This is a genomic window from Albibacillus kandeliae (assembly GCF_003116585.1).
GTDB classification, from domain to species: domain Bacteria; phylum Pseudomonadota; class Alphaproteobacteria; order Rhodobacterales; family Rhodobacteraceae; genus Albibacillus; species Albibacillus kandeliae.
On the sequence record NZ_QEHM01000002.1, the window covers coordinates 134,409 to 150,548 of the forward strand.

A 16,140-nucleotide genomic window follows, 5' to 3' on the forward strand; every position below is an offset into this window, starting at 1 on the left:
CTTCCGGGACAGACCAGGCCCTCGTCAACAGATAGACCGACTACCCTGCTCCGATCAGGAGCTCATCCGAAGAGAACTCAAATTGGTCGACTGTCGTCTCCAGCGTGGTCGACGAGTTCCAAGGTCTACTTCACTGCGCCGTGCCGACCTGGGCTTGTTGAACTTGGCAGGCTTACGCGAGCGAGCAGCAAGAGGATCAGAGCATTGCGCCAGGACACTTCCGAACCAGAACTCACAAAAGCCCACAGACGATCCCCGTTGGCTTGCCGTCATAAATTGGCGGTCCACAGGGTGCATTGAAAATTACAGGAGGACCACAATGACAAAGACAATCTCATGGCGTGCTTTCATCTTTGGATTACCAGCCGTATTCGCGATCGCCGGGTGCGAAACAACTGGAGGAACCGCCTCCAGCGGCACGCCGTCCCTGGCAGAACAGGGATGCCTCCGCGGCGTAACCCAAACGACCAACAATCCGGACGTCGTGCTCCTATCGTCTGAATACTCCGAGGCCGGCACTAAAGTAATCGTAGGCGTTGGAGAAAACCGTGCTCAGTGGAGCTGCATCGGGTATTCTGACGGCTCCACCGCTGACATCACTTCCTTGACGAACGAGGGCACTCTCTAGCGCACCTCGATCTGCATTCCCTTCGGCATCATTTCTTATCACCGGAGTGGCCAATCGAAAGACCGCAATTCCAAGTGGTCGAGCATTGAATGCCACTTCTACGTTATGTGCTGTCCGCAAGCTATCAACCATGACCGCATTTCTAGTAAGGAATCGAGACTGTTATGAAACACCTCGCCTTGATGCTAGCGGCCGCTGGCGCGTTCGCTGGCGCTCTTGGAAGCGTCACAGCCGCGCAATCTCCAAACTACATGACAGAATACTGCATGTCGGCATCGCAAGGCTTCTATCAGGAAGGCAATGCGCGATCCGAAACCAAGTACGAAGGCCAGCGCACCGATGGCACCCACGCGGTCAACGGCACGATCTACCTGGAAAACCAATCGAAGGATTTCCAATGCTCGTTCAATGCGTCTGGCGACACCATGGTCGATTTCTACGCTGACGGGAAATCCTGGCCGGCCTTTGCCCGGAACGGGGATACGCCACACGCCGGAAACGGCGGCGCCACGGCGGGTGCCGGTCCATCGACTTCGACCGAGAAGGTCCGCTTCCCGGCGGGGTCGAGTTCCTTCCAGTTCCCGGCCCAACTTCCGCCGAACAGCACGGTGCGCTACGTGCTTGGGGCCAATAAGGACCAGTTCCTGACAACCAGAGTCTCCCCGCAAGGCCGATCCCTTGAGTACAGAATTCTCAATCCCGACGGCAGCGCCCTACTCGATGCGATCTCGACCAACCAGGAGTATCGTGGCCAGCTTTGGCAATCCGGCGAACATATAGTCGAGGTCATCAACCGGAGTGATCAAACCGTGCCCTTCGAGATCTTCTTTCAGATCGAATGACTATCACCCGTGAAGCGGTGCGGGTCGGCACCGCGCACGACCAAGCCCGCCTTTGCCGCTCGGTACTCGCCGATGCAGATTTCAGGGGCAGAACACAAGGAAATTGCAGCAATGACCTATCAGAAACTTGCCGCAGCCGCCTTTTTCGTTTCCGGCCTTGCCGCCTGCGAAACGACCACGACCACCACCATCGCGGGCACGCCCTCTGTCGGAAGCAGCTCGGACCTTACCGCCTTTCAGGGCGCCAAGGGAGGACAGGCCGAAATGGGCATCCAAGCGCTCGGCTTCCAACCGGCAAGGACACGGGGGCTGACCACATGGTGGTACAATCCATCCACCGGGGCCTGCGCCGAGATCGTCACGTCGGACGGCAGGTATTCCTCGGTGACCATGCTGCCCTCGAGTGCCTGCTGATCCGATGAAGCTCTGCCGCATCGTCCTCTGGGTTCTGATCATCGCTTACGTGCTCGCTCTCGGGCTGTTCGTAATCGGCACATTGGGATTGTTCGGCAGTCCCTCGGGCCCACTGGCCGGTGTCTACCTCGTCCCGCTGGGGGTTCCCTGGGTTCTTCTGGCCGACGAGGTGCCCGACCGGACTGGCCCTTGGCTCGCGGTGGCTGCGCCACTGCTCAACATATTGATTGTCTGGGTGATCTGCCGAGCGGTCGGATCTCGCACAGCGTGAACCAAGGGGGAGCATACATGCTCAAACTCATCATTGGATTACTCATAGGCCTGATCATCGGCGGCGTTGGTGGCGTGACACTGGCTGGCGGCGGCATGATGGGCGCAGGGGTGGCGACTGGATTGGCCACCGGCATATGCGCCACGGTACAAGCCGCACAGAAGGAAGGGATCATGACGCCCGAGCAGGTGGATCAGGTCCTGTCACGCGCAGCCGCAGATCTGGGCGCCCAAATGGACGAGTTGTCCGAAGCGGACACAGCTGGAAGTGCCGACCAGTGCGCGGCATTTATGTCAAAGCTAGGCCAAGGAGCCTGATGGATGCCATTAGACGGTATGCAGTCAACGACATTCATACCCTCGCAGTGGGCCGGTCCCCACCGGTGCAATCATCCGAAACGAATAGGTCGCGTTTGTTTCATCCGCCGAGAAGCGTTGCCACGTCGCGATTTCATGCTGATTGAGATTACCCATCTCGAAATTGGAGGTTCCCCTAAATGAAACTCATTCTCGCTTTCGGGCTCGCTCTTTCTGTGCTTGTCCATCCCGCCCAGGCACAAGAGGTCTCCGAAGTTCATTTCGCCCCGGGAACGAGCGGCGCCACCTTGAACGGCGCAGTTCGCGGCGACGACTATTTTGACTATCACCTCGGGGCTCGGGCCGGTCAGCTGCTGATCGCGTCGCTAGAGGTCACAGACAGCAACGGCGACGGAACGGCCTACTTTAATATTCTTCCTCCTGGCAGCAGTGGCGAAGCAATTTGGATCGGCAATATGGAAGCGGAGCAGACGGCAGAGGTTCAGCTGCCGTCCGATGGGACTTATACACTGCGGGTTTACCTCATGGGAAACGACAAGGATTCCGAGAAAACCGTCGGATACGCTCTGCACGTCAATATCCAGTAAAGTACTCAGGCACGACCGTTTCACTTACTCGGGACGAGCTCGCGAAACACGGCCCCTGCGGAAGGCTTCCCAAGCTGCGCATTGCCTGATTGTCTCGAGCAAGTGATCCCCACTCTGCACAAAGTGCGCGATATGCCCTCTCGAAAAGATGCGCGACAGTAGTGCTCCCGCGGTCGTGGCCAATTTCAACTTTCAAATGGTCGACCCGCACCTTCGTTGCACAGGAGATTGCAAGTCCGCGTTAGGCGGCTTTGGGCCAAACGCGGCGGGTGACGCGGCGCTTGATCTTCTAAGAACCATGTCCGTTTCCTTCGCTTAGCTGACATTCCGATGCGACTTGGCCGACGACCGTTTTTTTTGCGTCTGAGTGCTGTCAAGTCACATCGCAAAAAGGGGATCGCTTTCCGCCCCACGTCGCATTGGTATGCCGCAGCAAATGTCTACTCCGTACGCCTTCAGGCACCATGTTCTGGAGCATTCTAGACTCGTCACTTGAACAAGGAGCCGTTTGGTTCCAGGCGTAGCGTCAGACCATAAGTCCAGAAATCAATCTCCCCCCCCCTTGACCTTCCATCGACTGGAAGCCCCATATACATGGCCTATCCTTCGCCCCCAAAGGAGCAAGCGAGCCATGGCAAACTCGGACACACCTTCCCAAGAACATTCACGCAGGCAGGGCCTACGCGATCCGGTCTGCGGGATGACCGTTGACCCCGCGCTCGGAAAGCCGACCGCCGAGCATGACGGTCACATCTACCATTTCTGCTCTGAAGGATGCCGAACCAAATTTCTCTCTCACCCAGATGACTATCTCATTGCGAAGGACCCCGTGTGCGGCATGTCGGTTGCACGGGCCAACGCCGAACACATGACCAAGCATACTGGGCAGCGGTTCTATTTCTGCTCCGAGCGGTGCCAGTCAAAATTCGAAGCGGGGCCGGAGTCGTATCTTGACGACATACCAGTTTCCGAACCCATGCCAGAAGGCACCAAGTATACCTGTCCGATGCACCCCGAGATCATCCAAGATCACCCAGGGGACTGCCCGAAGTGTGGAATGGCTCTTGAGCCAATGACACCTTCGGCCGACAGCGGACCGAACCCGGAGTTCGTCGATTTCAAACAACGGCTTTGGATCACAGCACCTCTCGCGCTCGCGATCTTCATTCTCGAAATGGGTGCCCACATTGGTATCCCTATCGCAAACTGGATCGGCCATGGGATCTTCGGCTGGGTTCAATTCGCGCTGGCGACGCCCGTGGTCTGGGTCTGTAGGCCGTTCTTCAAGCGGGGTTGGGCCTCGATCGTGAACCGTTCGCCGAACATGTGGACCCTGATCGCGCTCGGGACTGGTGCGGCCTACGTGTTTTCCATCGTCTCGCTCCTCGCGCCCGGGCTGCTGCCCGACCAGATGGCGGATGGCATGGGAATGACGCCGGTCTATTTCGAGGCAACGGCGGTGATCCTCGTGCTGGTGCTGATTGGGCAAGTCATGGAGCTGGCAGCGCGGGAGCGCACGGGTGATGCCATCCGGGCCCTGCTCGACCTTGCGCCCAAGACGGCGCGCCGCGTGACCGGCGACACGGAAGAAGACGTTGAACTGGACCAATTGCGCTCCGGTGACATCTTGCGCGTCCGCCCTGGTGAGAGTGTGCCAGTGGATGGGACCGTTACGGAAGGACGCTCGTCGGTCGACGAAAGCATGATCACGGGCGAGCCAGTGCCGGTCGAGAAGGTTGCGGGCGACGAAGTGACCGGCGGCACCCTGAATAAATCCGGCAGCTTCTTGATGGAGGCACAGAATGTCGGCGACGATATGATGCTGAGCCGGATCGTGAGGATGGTCGCCTCCGCCCAGCGGTCACGCGCTCCGATCCAGGCCATGGCGGACCACGTCGCCGGATACTTCGTGCCTGCGGTGGTCATTTGCGCACTGCTGGCCTTTGCAACCTGGTGGATCTTCGGCCCGTCACCGGCGCTCAGCTATGCTTTCGTTGCGGCGGTTTCGGTCCTGATCATTGCCTGCCCCTGCGCCCTCGGGCTCGCCACGCCCATGTCGATCATGGTCGCGACCGGACGTGGCGCGAACGCAGGTGTGTTGATCCGTGACGCCGAGGCCTTGGAACGGTTCTCCAAGGTAGACGCGCTCATCGTCGACAAGACGGGCACCCTGACAGAGGGGAAGCCGACGCTGACCGATGCTGAACCCGCCGACGGGTTCGACGAGGCGGCCTTGTTGTCCCTGGCCGCCGCGCTGGAACGCGGGTCTGAGCATCCCCTCGCCGAGGCGATCGTCGCAGGTGCCGAGGCGCGGAAGGCGCCGAGGAAAGTGTCTACGGATTTTGAGGCAATCACAGGAAAGGGCGTGACCGGCAGTGTAGATGGACGCAAGGTCGCTCTCGGGAATCTCGCGCTGATGGAAGATCTCGGCGTCGATAGTGGCGCGATGGCGGAACGGGCCGAGGCGCTCCAGGCCGAGGGGAAGACGGCGATGTTCTTGGCCGTGGACGGTGCACCCGCAGGTCTGGTGGCGGTTGCGGACCGGGTCAAGGAAACGACGCCCGATGCGATCCGCGCCCTGCATGAACTGGGCTTGCGGATCATCATGGCGACTGGCGATGCCACGGCGACAGCGCAGGCGGTGGCGAAGGAACTGGGTATCGACGAGGTTCACGCGCAGGTCAGCCCGGAGGACAAGAACGCGCTGGTGCGCCGGCTGAAGGGCGAGGGCCTTTCGGTAGCCATGGCCGGTGACGGGGTGAACGACGCTCCGGCGCTGGCCGAGGCAGACGTGGGTATCGCAATGGGCACCGGGGCCGATGTTGCCGTGGAAAGTGCAGGCATCACGCTGGTGAAGGGTGACCTCGGCGGCATCGTCCGAGCGCGGCGGTTGGCGGAAGCGACCATGCGCAATATCCGCCAGAACCTGTTCTTTGCCTTCGTCTACAACACGGCGGGTGTGCCACTTGCGGCCGGTATCCTATACCCGTTCCTTGGCGTCTTGCTGTCGCCCATCGTGGCGGCCGCCGCGATGAGCCTCTCCTCCGTGTCGGTCATCGGCAACGCCCTGAGGCTGCGGGCGCAGAAGTTGTAACCGGCGGTAAGGCGGAATGAGGGAGACGAACCTCAGTCCGCCTCCCTCGCCTCGAGGTCTGCGATCAGCGCCTTCATCTCTGCGATCTCCTTGACCTGGGCCTGGATGATGCCGTCAGCCAATTCCCGCACGCGCGGGTCGCTGATATGGGCACGGCGCGAGGTCATGATGGCAATCGAATGGTGCGGGATCATGGCGCGCATGTAGCTGACATCATCGACTGTCTCCTGCGACCGCACGAGAAAGAGCGAGGCGGCGAAGACGAGGATGGCTCCGGCGAAGATGGCGATATTCGCCGTGGGGTTCCTATACATAGAAAGCATGAAGGCGAGCATGATCACGGCCATCACAGCCCCCATCAGGAGCGCCATGTAGGCCCGTGTTTCGGAGAAGAAGATGTGATTGAGGGCGTATGTGTTGAGGTACATGAGGCCGAACATGATGACCGTTGATGTAGCGATCATTGCGGCGAAGCGTCCGTATGACATTGGCTTGGGTCCTTCCTGTTGCAGGGACTCAACCGAGGTTCCTCACGAAAGTTTCACGGCACCTTGAACGCTTCGGCCAACGTCGCACCGTTCGAGTTCGCCAAGGCGCCCGCACACGCATTGACCCGCGCAGTGATGCAACGGCATAGTTGCAGGCATAAACGGAGGAATCGTGCAGCGGATTCTCGTGATATTGATGCTGGTCCTGACGGCTTGGGCAGTGATGCCCGGGGCGGCAAAGGCGCATGTTTCGCACCACGAGACATCAATATCGCAAGCCTGCCCTCAGTGCCCTGAGCTCGGCATCCCTGCTTTGGACCAGCAGGGATCGATGCATGATTGCCAACATGGCACCGGCTGCATTGGCACCTTCCTTCCGGTCGCGGAAACAGTCCTGCAACCCGCCAAACTGGTGGCGACCGTCGTTCATCAGGGCGAGCCACAGCTTCCCGCCTCGATTTCTGTCGGCTTGGACATCCCGCCGCCGCGCGCCTGAGGTCAGCTTTGATTTCGCCGAGGGGCAACCTTCGAAGATGAACGGCACGACCTGATCGTCGTGCGACAGGACAGACCCATGAACAAGTTGATCCCGGCTGCTGTTGCAGCCCTCGCCCTTGCTGGCGGCGCCTATTATCTTAGCCGAGCCCCTGAGGGCACTTCCAACCCGACAGCCGCCAAAGAACCCGCAGAGGGAGACCCCATCGTCTCGATCTCGATTCCTGGGTCTCTGAGCGACCAGGCCAAGATCGGCCAGCATGCGTTTGACGCCAAATGCGCGGCCTGCCACGGAGAGAATGCGACCGGAAAGATGGGGTTTGGCCCGCCGCTGGTGCACAAGATTTACGAGCCGTCTCACCATGCCGACATGGCCTTCATGATAGCCGTCCAGAACGGTGTTCGATCACATCATTGGAACTTTGGCGACATGCCGCCCCAGACAGGGCTGACCAAAGCAGATGTCGGCAATATCGCAGCCTATGTGCGCGAGCTTCAACGCGCAAATGGGATCGAGTGAGATGGCAGGAGAAATGACCCGCCGAGCATTCTGCGCTGGCACAGTCGGAACCGCAGGGCTGGCGGCACTCCCCTTGAGCGCCCAAGAGGCGGCTACGCTGACCGCTCGGGTTTCGACTGCTCAGCTTGCGCCCGTCTCCTATCCCGCCACCGCGGTCTGGGCCTACGATGGCCAATTGCCCGGCCCGGTTCTGCGCGTGCCACAGGGTGGGCGCGTGACCCGACAATTGGTGAACGCGCTGCCGGTGCCGACCTCGATCCATTGGCACGGCATCCGCATTGACAACGCAATGGACGGCGTGGCGGGCCTGACGCAGGACCCGGTGCCGCCCGGGGAGACCTTCGACTATGACTTCGCGGTGCCGGACGCCGGAACCTACTGGTATCACGCCCACACTAACTCGATGGAGCAGGTGGCCCGTGGGTTGGCAGGGGCGTTGATTGTCGAGGAAGCGGAGCCTCCCGAGGTAGATCGGGACGAGGTGATACTGTTCGACGACTGGCTGCTCAACCCCGAGGATGCGCAGTTCATGGAGCCATTCAATCACCCTATGAGCCTGAGCCACGCGGGGCGAATGGGTAATCTGCTTGGTGCGAACGGGACCTATGACCCAGTTGTGGCAACGCGCCCAAAAGAGCGGCTGCGCCTGCGCCTGATCAATGGGGCAAACGCGCGGGTCTTCATCTTGCGCTTGCATGAACTGACGGGCTGGACTGTTGCGCTGGATGGGATGCCACTCCCCGCGCCGGAAGCCGTCGAGGGTGAGCTGACCCTTGCCCCAGCGCAACGCGTGGACCTGATAGTCGATGTGGTCGCTGAGGCCGGCGCGGAAGCCGGGCTGCTGCACCTTGGCGACGATGACAGCTGGCAGGTGCTGGTGCGGATGCCCGTCGAAAGCGGTGCCGCCTCCGTGGTGCGCGGGGTTCCCGTTCCCCTACCGCCCAACCCGCGCGTGGAACTGCCGTCACTTGAAACAGCACGTCGGCTTGAAATGGTGATGGAGGGCGGCGCGATGGCAGGCATGGCATCGGCCCGGTTCGAGGGCAAGGACATGGGATTTCGGGAGCTTGCCGGGCGCGGCCAGTTCTGGGCTCTCTCCGGTCAGAGCGGGATGAGCGACACGCCCTTCGCCCGTCTTGAGCGCGGCGAGTCCGTGCGGCTCAAACTGACCAACGCCACCGTCTTCCCGCACGCCATGCATCTTCATGGGATGCACTTTCGCGAGGTGCACCCGGACGGCAGCTTTGGCCCGATGCGCGACACGATCCTCAGTTTGCCCGACGAGCCGCTCGAGATTGCCTTTGTCGCCGACAATCCCGGCAAGTGGCTGCTCCACTGCCACATGCTCGCCCATGCCGCCGCGGGCATGATTTCTTGGATCGAAGTCGCGTGATGCGCCCTGAACCATCTATCTCCACAGGAAGGAAACCGAGAATGAAGAAATACATTGCCCTTGGGCTGATCCTCGCCGGAACCGCAGCCTTTGCGCACGGAGGAGTGAAAGACCCGGACGTGATGAACCGTATGATGGGCATGTCGGCGCTGGCCAAGCACATGAAACTAATTGGCGGTATGGCCAAGGGAGAAACCACCTTCGATGCCGCGGCGGTCAACACAACTCTCGGGAAGATGTCGGAGGAGGCCTCCTACATCCCGTCGCTGTTCGAGACGGAAGCGGATGACCCCAAATCTGAGGCGCTGCCGGTAATCTGGGAGAAGTTTGACACCTTCACCGACCACGCCGCGACGCTGGAAACACTTACAAGTGGTCTCGCTGGAACAGTCGAAACGGAAGCGGACTTGCGGTCGGTGGTGCAACAGGTTGGCAAAGCATGTGGTGCATGTCATTCGACCTTCCGCGAATGAGGCTCGCGCTGGCCTTCTCGCTCTGCGCCGCTACGGCGGCGCAGGCGGACCACAGGTTCGAGGGGCGTGAACTCGCTGCCGGGGCCAAGCTCTACGCCGAATATTGCGCGAACTGCCACGGTACCGTCCTCGAAGGGCAGCCGGACTGGCGATCGCCCGGACCGGACGGAACCTATCCGGCGCCTCCGCATGACGAGAGCGGGCATACCTGGCACCATGCCACAGGGGTGCTGCTGGACTACACCCTGAAGGGCGGACAGGCGGCACTGGCCACGCGAGGCGTCACCGGGTTCAGGAGCGGGATGCCCGCCTTCGGAGAGGTTCTGAGCGAGGCCGATGCGCTCGACATTCTGGCCTTCATCCGGTCGAGTTGGCCCGAGCGTGCGAAGACCGCCCAGCGGCTGCAATCACATCCCGAGGGCTGACGCAGGTTCCGCGATAATCCCACTCTCAGGAGGTCAGCAACTTTTTTCGGGCTGCATAATCCTCGGCTTCGATCTCGCCCCGGGCAAAGCGCATATCCAGCTCGGCAAGTGCGCTGCGATCGTTTGATGGTTGCGGGGAGAGCTGCGCATCCATGCGGCGGACCAGCCAGATGACACCGGCAACGATCAGCCCGAGTACGATCAACCAGAGAACCGGGCCAAACATCATGCCGAGCCCATTGCCATAGCCCCAACCCATCATGTGATCGTAGCCACCGTAGCCCTCGCTGTCGGCAAGGGCCGGACTGGCGAGGACAGCGAGCAGAAGTGCAAGACGTTTCACAGTGTGCTTCCTTTTTGAGACACGCACGGAGAGCCTGCGCATCTCGACAAGGAAGGCATTGATCTGTCTCAACTACACCAAACCGTGAATGGCCGAATACCAGGTAGGCGGCACTCGGCCATCCAAGTCTTAAGCCTTACTCGGGCGCGATCTCTGTTACGGTGAGTTTGCCCTTTACCCGATCCGCTGTGAACGCGATCTCCTGACCTTCACTCAGTCCCTCCATCATGGAGGGATCAGCGACCTCGAAGACCATCTTCATGGCGCCCATGTCGAGGTTTTCGAGCGGGCCGTGGTCGATAGTGAGGCGGTTCCACTTGCTGTCGATCTTGGTAATGATGCCATGCACCATCGGCATATCGCCCTGATCGTGGGTCATCTGGGCCATGGCGGCGGTAGAGGTGGCAAGGGCCACTGCGATTGCGAGAAGTGTTTTCATACCGATTGTCCTTTCAAGACATGAGGATTCTCCCGGCGCGGAGGGCGCCGGGGAGGGATCATCCGCGCGATAGGTGCGAACGCGGGGTTAGAATGGTTTCGGGGCTGTCGTTGCGGGCTTCTTCGGGGAGCTCGCCTGTCCATTCCCAGGCTTGGGTACCCGGCGGATTTTCATACCAACCGGGGTCGGAGTAGTCGTCGGCGGCGATGCCTTCGCGCACCTTCACCACGCTGAACATGCCGCCCATTTCAAGCGGGCCATATGGACCCCAGCCGGTCATCATCGGGACGGTATTGTCAGGCAGTTCCATCGACATCTCGCCCATGTCCGCCATGCCTGCCGTGCCCATGGGCATATAGCCCGGCGTCTGGCGGCGGATCATCTCGGTCAGCTTGCGCTTGTCGGTGCCAATGAATGTGGGCAGGTCGTGGCCCATGGCGTTCATCGTGTGATGCGACTTGTGGCAATGGATCGCCCAGTCGCCAAGGTGATCGGCGGTGAACTCGTAAGCGCGCATGGCGCCCACGGGGATGTCGATGCTGACCTCCGGCCAGCGCGCGCCTTCCGGCACCCATCCGCCATCGGTGCAGGTGACCTCGAAGTCATAGCCGTGCATGTGGATCGGGTGGTTTGTCATGGTGAGGTTGCCGCAGCGCACGCGGACCCGGTCACCCCGATTGATGACCAGTGGATCGATGTCGGGGAAGATGCGACTGTTCCAAGTCCACATGTTGAAGTCAGTCATCTCGGCCACGCGTGGCACGTAGGTGCCCGGGTCGATGTCGTAGGCCGCGAGGAGGAAGGCGAAGTCCCTATCCACCGGCATGAAGGCGGGGTCGCGCGGATGCACGATGAAGAGACCCATCATGCCCATGGCCATTTGTACCATCTCGTCCGCATGCGGGTGGTACATGAATGTGCCGGACTTGATCAGGTCAAACTCGTAGACGTAGGTTTTGCCGGGCGGGATCGCCGGGTGGCTGAGGCCGCCGACGCCATCCATGCCAGATGGCAGAATAAGACCGTGCCAGTGCACCGACGTGTGCTCTGGAAGGCGGTTGGTGACATAGATGCGCACCCGCTCGCCCTCCACGGCCTCGATGGTCGGACCTGTCGACTGGCCGTTGTAGCCCCAGAGGCGGGCGATCATCCCGGTTGCCATGACGCGCTCAACCGGCTCTGCGACGAGGTGAAATTCCTTCACGTTGCCATTCATGCGCCAGGGCAGCGACCAGCCATTGAGCGTGACCACCGGATTGTAATCCGGTCCCGATCCTGGGCGCAGCGGCACCTGTGTATCGGGACTGTCGTAGCTCGCGGCTTCGGGCAGATCGCGGAACCGGGTCTGGGCCTGCGCGGCCCCAGCCAGAACGGCGCCGGCTCCTGCAGTAAGGAGTTGTCTGCGGTTCATTCCTCGGTCCCTCCGGTAGAGCCGCCCCAGATCACGGCGGTCATGTCGGCCTCGGCACGCCAGTAGTCGGCCTTGGCTCGAGCGGTTGAAAGCTGGGCCTCCAACCCGTCACGGGCATCGGAGATCAGCTCGAAGGTGGAGGTGAGCATCCCGTTGTAGGACCGCAGCGCCTCCTCGTCGATCACACGACGCAGAGGCAGGACCTGGTCCCGCCAGTGCACCGCGATATTGTACTTGCCGGTGACTGCCGCATGAGCCGAGCGTGCCAAAGACCGTGCGTCGATGGCATCCTGTGCCAACGTCTGCGCGGCCTGCATGTAGGCGAGTTGGCCACGACGGTTGACCAGTTTGCCGGTGTCATAAATCGGGATCTCGAAGCTTACTTCGAGGCCGCGAGAGGTCTCGGTTGCACGTCCGGAAGCTGTTTCCATCCGATCCGCTTCAACGCCTGCCGCGACAGAAATGTCGGACAGCATCCGCGTCTGCCCCTCTAGCCGATATTCTCTTGCCACGGCTTCGAGTTCCAGCCGAGCGATCGCAAGGTCTGTCCGGTGCATCAGTGCGAGCCGTTCAACATCAGCTTGGCCTGGACGGCGCCCGGGAAGAGGCGGGAGCTGATCGGGAATATAGAAACTCACACTCGACCCCCAGAGTCCCATGAGCCGCGTCAGCCGTTCCTTGGCGAGTTGGGCCTCAAGGCGGGCATCCGCACGTTCTGCCGCAAGTTCCGCGCTGAACACATGCTCTCGCGCCTGGTCCCCACGATTCATCGCTCCGGTACGCCCCAGTTCAGCCGCCAGCTCAGAGGCCGCATCGGCAGATTCCTGTGTCTGCCCGATAAGACCGGCGGCTTCGAAAGCGGCAACGGCATCAATCCACGCCTGCCGGGTTTCGTTGGCCAATGCAATTGTTTCGCCGAGCGCCGACAGTTCTGCCTGGCGGAAACGGGTCTCCGCGATAGCCTTGCGCGGCTTCAGGGTTGCCGCCTCGAGGATCGTCCCGGTAATCGTCGCCTCGATCGAACTCGCGATGCCGACTTCGCCGATGCCGGAGATGGTGACCCCAAACGATGGGATCGGACCAAGCGCGGTTTCCCACAGGTCGGCGGCAGACAGGCCGAGATCAGCATATACCGCCTGAAGCCGACGGTTGTTCATCAGCGCAACCTGGACCGCCGTGTCAGGCCCGATGGTCTTGCCCTTTATCATGGCACCGACCCGCTGTTCATTCGCCGTGACCTCGGCTGCGGACAGCGCCCAGACGCTTGAAGCGCCCGTGGCCTGCCGTGTCCGCTCGGAGACCAGCGAGAAGCCGGGGCGCGTGGAAGATGCTTCGCGCACGAGGCCGGCGTCTGCGCAAGCGGCGAGAACCGAGGGAAGCACAAGAATGGATAGTTTTGCCAAGTGCTTCATGACGATCCACCCGGTGCCTGGGCGTCATTCAACTGGCGCCAGTCCTCTGGTTCGACGATTGGGTGCGACGTGTGGACAACGGACGGTCCGGGTGTCGCCGACATGGCAAGGTTCGGGTCTGCCGCGCGGATCAACGGCGTGGCGACAGGCGGCTCGAAGGGCTGAGTGCAGCCCCAGAGCGCAAGCGGCAAAGAAGCCGCAAAGAGAATTTTCATGATTTGCTCCGAAAGACGATCGACATAGCTGGCGCCATGGGCGCCACGCGACGAATTGATCAGGCTTTCGGTGGTCTCTTAAGGCCGCCCAATTGGGTCAAGTCAACGAGGTCAGAGGAGGACCATGCTAAGATTGCTCTACTTGATAGTATGACCGACCTGGAAAAAAGCGGGACCGCAGACACATCATACAGGCACGCATGATAACAACACGCGGGTGCCTTCTGGTCATCACTCGGATTTTCGTCGGCAGCCACAAGGTGAGAAGAGTGTTCCTTGTGATCCCGGGCAGCATGGACATGGCTCACTGCTGCGTCCCCCGGTATGCCGCACAGCTTCGCAATAGACATGGCTGAAGCTGCGACAGGCGAGGCCGCAACCAACAGACCGGTCAAGATCACGAGCATGGCCAGAAGAGAACGCACTACCATACCCGCATCATTGCTCCGAATCCAGAAGGTAGGCAACTCACGAATTATTCAGCTCGGCCGGTGAACTGGAGCTCTCGACCAACTCTGGTTTCGGCGAAAGCATCTCATGTCCACGATCTATTTGGCTTTGGAGCCAGAAGACTCTCCAAGTGGCAGAATGCAACGTGGCTCCAAGCCATGGCGCTGTATCAAGCCGACGCCTAGATGTGGCTTTTTCTATCCAATTACGACTTTGCGCAGAGAAAGGGTCCCCCTCCGGTTTCCAGCAAAAGGTAAAAAGCTGGAGACCCTCCCCCTCCCCTTTGAGGGCGCCGGTAAGGAATGGAGATCGCTCTCCCTTCCTCCCGGCATTCCGCCTGCCCTACTCTTCCGCCTGCCGGCCGACCGGCGTATCCCCGTAATGGACCGCTGCGGCTCTGGGCTTGTGCCTGGGTCCGACCATGCGATCGAGGGCGTGGCCGAGGGCGGTGGAGGCGGCCCCGACGGTCCGGCCGTTCACCGACCAGCCGTGGGCGCGCAGCACATCGCTGATGGTCTTGTCCCCGATGCAGACCATGTCGACGAGGGCGCGATCGGGGATGGCTGAGCGGGTGCCCCGGTCCGAGGGCCGGACCCGGCGGACTTCGAGGGCGATGCCGGAGCCGATCTTTCGGTGCAGGCGATCGATCTCCTGCCGGTCCTGCATGAGCGCATCGATGAAGGCCCCGCTCTGCCCGGTGCCGCCCGTGCGCGTGCGGGTGAAGGAGGAGCCGCGGATACCGGCGGAGGCGTGACGCTCCACCAGGTCGCGGTAGTGCCGCCCCATGGCCACCTGTGTCTCGGTGAAGGGCGCGGGCTTCTTCCGCTTGGCCGCCGCCACCCGCATGACATCGAAGGCATCGGCATGGCGCAGCGCCGCCCGCCCGAGGTAGCCCGCGTCCTTGGCCACGTAGCCGTCCCGGCCATCGGGGTAGAGCTTCTGCGGGCGCACCACCTGGTAGGCGCCCCGCGCCGGCGCCGCGGGGATCTCCGGGCCACAGTCCTCCGGCACCGCGCCCCGGGCCTTCACCGCCCCGATCCGCGCCGCCTCCGCCGCCGCCTGCGCCCGGGCCCGCTCCCGGGCCTCCCGGAACCCCTTGGGGTCGTGGTAGCTCATGCCTCGCTCTCCTTCTGTTCTGCTGTCGCCTGTTCTGTCTCGTCCTGCTCAGTCGCAGCCCGTGCCGCCTCGCCCTCGTCCACCAGCCGGGAGACCCGGTCCCGCTCGGCGAGGTAGACCCGCCGCCAGCCGAGCTCCGAGGGAGAGGCCACCTCCCGCGCCATGCGGTCCTCGACCAGGCGCAGCTTGTCCCGGTTGGCCTCCGCCTCCCGCCGGATCATCAGCCCCACCCGGGAGGGCGGGACCTTGTAGCGCTGGAAGTAGCGGTAGCTCTCCACCAGCGTGCCCTCCGCCCGCGCCTGCGGCCCGGCCCGCGAGCGGAACCAGCGCAGCAGCCCCTCGAGCTCCTCGATCGGGCGCGGCTCGATCGCCTCCGCGTGCCCGATCACCATCGCCTTGCTCGGCCAGATGTCGTGGTCCTTCCCCTGCCCCTTCGGCAGCAGCAGGTCCCGGAGCGCGCGCAGCCCGTCATCGGAGAGATAGGCGAGGTGGTCGCAGAGGCTCGCGAGCTCCGCCTCCTGCTTCTCCACCGTCACCCCGCGGGCCCGCCGGAACCCCGCCTCCTGCAGCGGTGTCACCAGCAACCGGCGCACCCTGCCCCGCTTGCTCTCGGGTCTGGCATTCAGTCCTGCCCCGCTCTCCACGGGGGCTGTCCTCTCCATCCCGGGTACTGGTCTCATCACCTGTCTCCCTTTCTCAGCCTGTTGGTTCCCCTGCCTCATCCCTGCCCTCCGGTCGGACTTATCCCCAGCGTCCGGGGCGGTTCCGCCCCCGGACGGGGTCCTGTCCTTTTCCTTGTCATTTCGT

Annotated in this window: 18 protein-coding genes; 10 read left to right on the forward strand and 8 right to left on the reverse strand. The window is 62.0% G+C overall.

The window, feature by feature from the left end; all coding sequences use genetic code 11:
* Positions 1-792: 792 nt before the first annotated feature.
* From DDT93_RS05855 to DDT93_RS05880, 5 genes are all read left to right on the forward strand, one after another.
* Positions 793-1,470: a hypothetical protein gene (locus DDT93_RS05855; RefSeq protein ID WP_157960112.1), complete on the forward strand. Its 678-nt coding sequence runs from the start codon at positions 793-795 to the stop codon at positions 1,468-1,470.
* 111 nt (positions 1,471-1,581) lie between these two features.
* Positions 1,582-1,884 carry a hypothetical protein gene (locus DDT93_RS05860; RefSeq protein WP_109464880.1) on the forward strand — a complete coding sequence of 101 codons (303 nt, stop codon included), beginning with the start codon at positions 1,582-1,584 and terminating at the stop codon, positions 1,882-1,884.
* A 288-nt stretch (positions 1,885-2,172) separates the two neighbouring features.
* The gene (locus DDT93_RS05870) at positions 2,173-2,472 is read left to right on the forward strand and encodes a hypothetical protein (RefSeq protein ID WP_109464882.1); all 300 of its coding nucleotides are present in this window, start codon (positions 2,173-2,175) and stop codon (positions 2,470-2,472) included.
* 179 nt (positions 2,473-2,651) lie between these two features.
* Positions 2,652-3,059 carry a hypothetical protein gene (locus tag DDT93_RS05875; protein ID WP_109464883.1) on the forward strand — a complete coding sequence of 136 codons (408 nt, stop codon included), beginning with the start codon at positions 2,652-2,654 and terminating at the stop codon, positions 3,057-3,059.
* 631 nt (positions 3,060-3,690) lie between these two features.
* Positions 3,691-6,153 (forward strand): heavy metal translocating P-type ATPase, encoded by a 2,463-nt coding sequence (locus DDT93_RS05880; RefSeq protein WP_109464884.1) that lies wholly within the window; start codon positions 3,691-3,693, stop codon positions 6,151-6,153.
* Between the two features lie 32 nt (positions 6,154-6,185).
* Here DDT93_RS05880 and DDT93_RS05885 read toward each other — a convergent pair whose 3' ends face one another.
* Positions 6,186-6,641: a DUF305 domain-containing protein gene (locus tag DDT93_RS05885; protein WP_109464885.1), complete on the reverse strand. Its 456-nt coding sequence runs from the start codon at positions 6,639-6,641 to the stop codon at positions 6,186-6,188.
* Positions 6,642-6,813: 172 nt separating this feature from the next.
* Here DDT93_RS05885 and DDT93_RS05890 point away from each other — a divergent pair, with 172 nt between their 5' ends.
* The 5 genes from DDT93_RS05890 to DDT93_RS05910 all read left to right on the forward strand — a co-directional run bounded on the left by DDT93_RS05890 (position 6,814) and on the right by DDT93_RS05910 (position 9,947).
* Positions 6,814-7,137 carry a hypothetical protein gene (locus DDT93_RS05890; RefSeq protein WP_109464886.1) on the forward strand — a complete coding sequence of 108 codons (324 nt, stop codon included), beginning with the start codon at positions 6,814-6,816 and terminating at the stop codon, positions 7,135-7,137.
* 78 nt (positions 7,138-7,215) lie between these two features.
* A complete protein-coding gene (locus tag DDT93_RS05895) occupies positions 7,216-7,656 on the forward strand; it encodes a c-type cytochrome (RefSeq protein ID WP_109464887.1) in 441 nt (146 codons plus the stop codon).
* 13 nt (positions 7,657-7,669) lie between these two features.
* Positions 7,670-9,049, forward strand: coding sequence for a multicopper oxidase family protein (locus DDT93_RS05900; protein WP_109464888.1), 1,380 nt, complete (start codon positions 7,670-7,672; stop codon positions 9,047-9,049).
* A 41-nt stretch (positions 9,050-9,090) separates the two neighbouring features.
* Positions 9,091-9,522: a c-type cytochrome gene (locus tag DDT93_RS05905; RefSeq protein ID WP_109464889.1), complete on the forward strand. Its 432-nt coding sequence runs from the start codon at positions 9,091-9,093 to the stop codon at positions 9,520-9,522.
* Positions 9,498-9,947: a c-type cytochrome gene (locus DDT93_RS05910; RefSeq protein WP_232825382.1), complete on the forward strand. Its 450-nt coding sequence runs from the start codon at positions 9,498-9,500 to the stop codon at positions 9,945-9,947. The genes DDT93_RS05905 and DDT93_RS05910 overlap by 25 nt, the downstream gene beginning before the upstream one ends.
* Before the next feature lie 25 nt (positions 9,948-9,972).
* Here DDT93_RS05910 and DDT93_RS05915 read toward each other — a convergent pair whose 3' ends face one another.
* The 7 genes from DDT93_RS05915 to DDT93_RS05940 all read right to left on the reverse strand — a co-directional run bounded on the left by DDT93_RS05915 (position 9,973) and on the right by DDT93_RS05940 (position 16,013).
* Positions 9,973-10,290, reverse strand: a complete 318-nt coding sequence (locus tag DDT93_RS05915; protein ID WP_109464891.1) for an SHOCT domain-containing protein — start codon at positions 10,288-10,290, stop codon at positions 9,973-9,975.
* Positions 10,291-10,426: 136 nt separating this feature from the next.
* Positions 10,427-10,729, reverse strand: a complete 303-nt coding sequence (locus DDT93_RS05920; protein ID WP_109464892.1) for a copper-binding protein — start codon at positions 10,727-10,729, stop codon at positions 10,427-10,429.
* 58 nt (positions 10,730-10,787) lie between these two features.
* On the reverse strand, positions 10,788-12,140 hold the full coding sequence (locus DDT93_RS05925; RefSeq protein ID WP_109464893.1) for a multicopper oxidase family protein: 1,353 nt from the start codon (positions 12,138-12,140) through the stop codon (positions 10,788-10,790).
* Positions 12,137-13,552 (reverse strand): TolC family protein, encoded by a 1,416-nt coding sequence (locus tag DDT93_RS05930; protein ID WP_232825383.1) that lies wholly within the window; start codon positions 13,550-13,552, stop codon positions 12,137-12,139. Before DDT93_RS05930 ends, DDT93_RS05925 begins: the two co-directional genes overlap by 4 nt.
* Positions 13,549-13,767, reverse strand: coding sequence for a hypothetical protein (locus DDT93_RS26435; protein WP_157960113.1), 219 nt, complete (start codon positions 13,765-13,767; stop codon positions 13,549-13,551). Before DDT93_RS26435 ends, DDT93_RS05930 begins: the two co-directional genes overlap by 4 nt.
* 792 nt (positions 13,768-14,559) lie before the next feature.
* On the reverse strand, positions 14,560-15,333 hold the full coding sequence (locus tag DDT93_RS05935) for a hypothetical protein (RefSeq protein WP_109464894.1): 774 nt from the start codon (positions 15,331-15,333) through the stop codon (positions 14,560-14,562).
* On the reverse strand, positions 15,330-16,013 hold the full coding sequence (locus tag DDT93_RS05940) for a hypothetical protein (RefSeq protein ID WP_157960114.1): 684 nt from the start codon (positions 16,011-16,013) through the stop codon (positions 15,330-15,332). Before DDT93_RS05940 ends, DDT93_RS05935 begins: the two co-directional genes overlap by 4 nt.
* Positions 16,014-16,140: the final 127 nt, after the last annotated feature.

Bases quoted from the DNA above. Each gene is read 5' to 3' on its own strand.
- DDT93_RS05895 (WP_109464887.1), top strand. From the start codon at position 7,216: ATGAACAAGTTGATCCCGGCTGCTGTTGCAGCCCTCGCCCTTGCTGGC.
- DDT93_RS05920 (WP_109464892.1), bottom strand. From the start codon at position 10,729: ATGAAAACACTTCTCGCAATCGCAGTGGCCCTTGCCACCTCTACCGCC.
- DDT93_RS26435 (WP_157960113.1), bottom strand. From the start codon at position 13,767: ATGAAAATTCTCTTTGCGGCTTCTTTGCCGCTTGCGCTCTGGGGCTGC.
- DDT93_RS05875 (WP_109464883.1), top strand. From the start codon at position 2,652: ATGAAACTCATTCTCGCTTTCGGGCTCGCTCTTTCTGTGCTTGTCCAT.
- DDT93_RS05870 (WP_109464882.1), top strand. From the start codon at position 2,173: ATGCTCAAACTCATCATTGGATTACTCATAGGCCTGATCATCGGCGGC.
- DDT93_RS05925 (WP_109464893.1), bottom strand. From the start codon at position 12,140: ATGAACCGCAGACAACTCCTTACTGCAGGAGCCGGCGCCGTTCTGGCT.
- DDT93_RS05905 (WP_109464889.1), top strand. From the start codon at position 9,091: ATGAAGAAATACATTGCCCTTGGGCTGATCCTCGCCGGAACCGCAGCC.
- DDT93_RS05885 (WP_109464885.1), bottom strand. From the start codon at position 6,641: ATGTCATACGGACGCTTCGCCGCAATGATCGCTACATCAACGGTCATC.
- DDT93_RS05930 (WP_232825383.1), bottom strand. From the start codon at position 13,552: ATGAAGCACTTGGCAAAACTATCCATTCTTGTGCTTCCCTCGGTTCTC.
- DDT93_RS05935 (WP_109464894.1), bottom strand. From the start codon at position 15,333: ATGAGCTACCACGACCCCAAGGGGTTCCGGGAGGCCCGGGAGCGGGCC.
- DDT93_RS05860 (WP_109464880.1), top strand. From the start codon at position 1,582: ATGACCTATCAGAAACTTGCCGCAGCCGCCTTTTTCGTTTCCGGCCTT.
- DDT93_RS05855 (WP_157960112.1), top strand. From the start codon at position 793: ATGAAACACCTCGCCTTGATGCTAGCGGCCGCTGGCGCGTTCGCTGGC.
- DDT93_RS05910 (WP_232825382.1), top strand. From the start codon at position 9,498: ATGTCATTCGACCTTCCGCGAATGAGGCTCGCGCTGGCCTTCTCGCTC.
- DDT93_RS05940 (WP_157960114.1), bottom strand. From the start codon at position 16,013: ATGAGACCAGTACCCGGGATGGAGAGGACAGCCCCCGTGGAGAGCGGG.
- DDT93_RS05900 (WP_109464888.1), top strand. From the start codon at position 7,670: ATGACCCGCCGAGCATTCTGCGCTGGCACAGTCGGAACCGCAGGGCTG.
- DDT93_RS05880 (WP_109464884.1), top strand. From the start codon at position 3,691: ATGGCAAACTCGGACACACCTTCCCAAGAACATTCACGCAGGCAGGGC.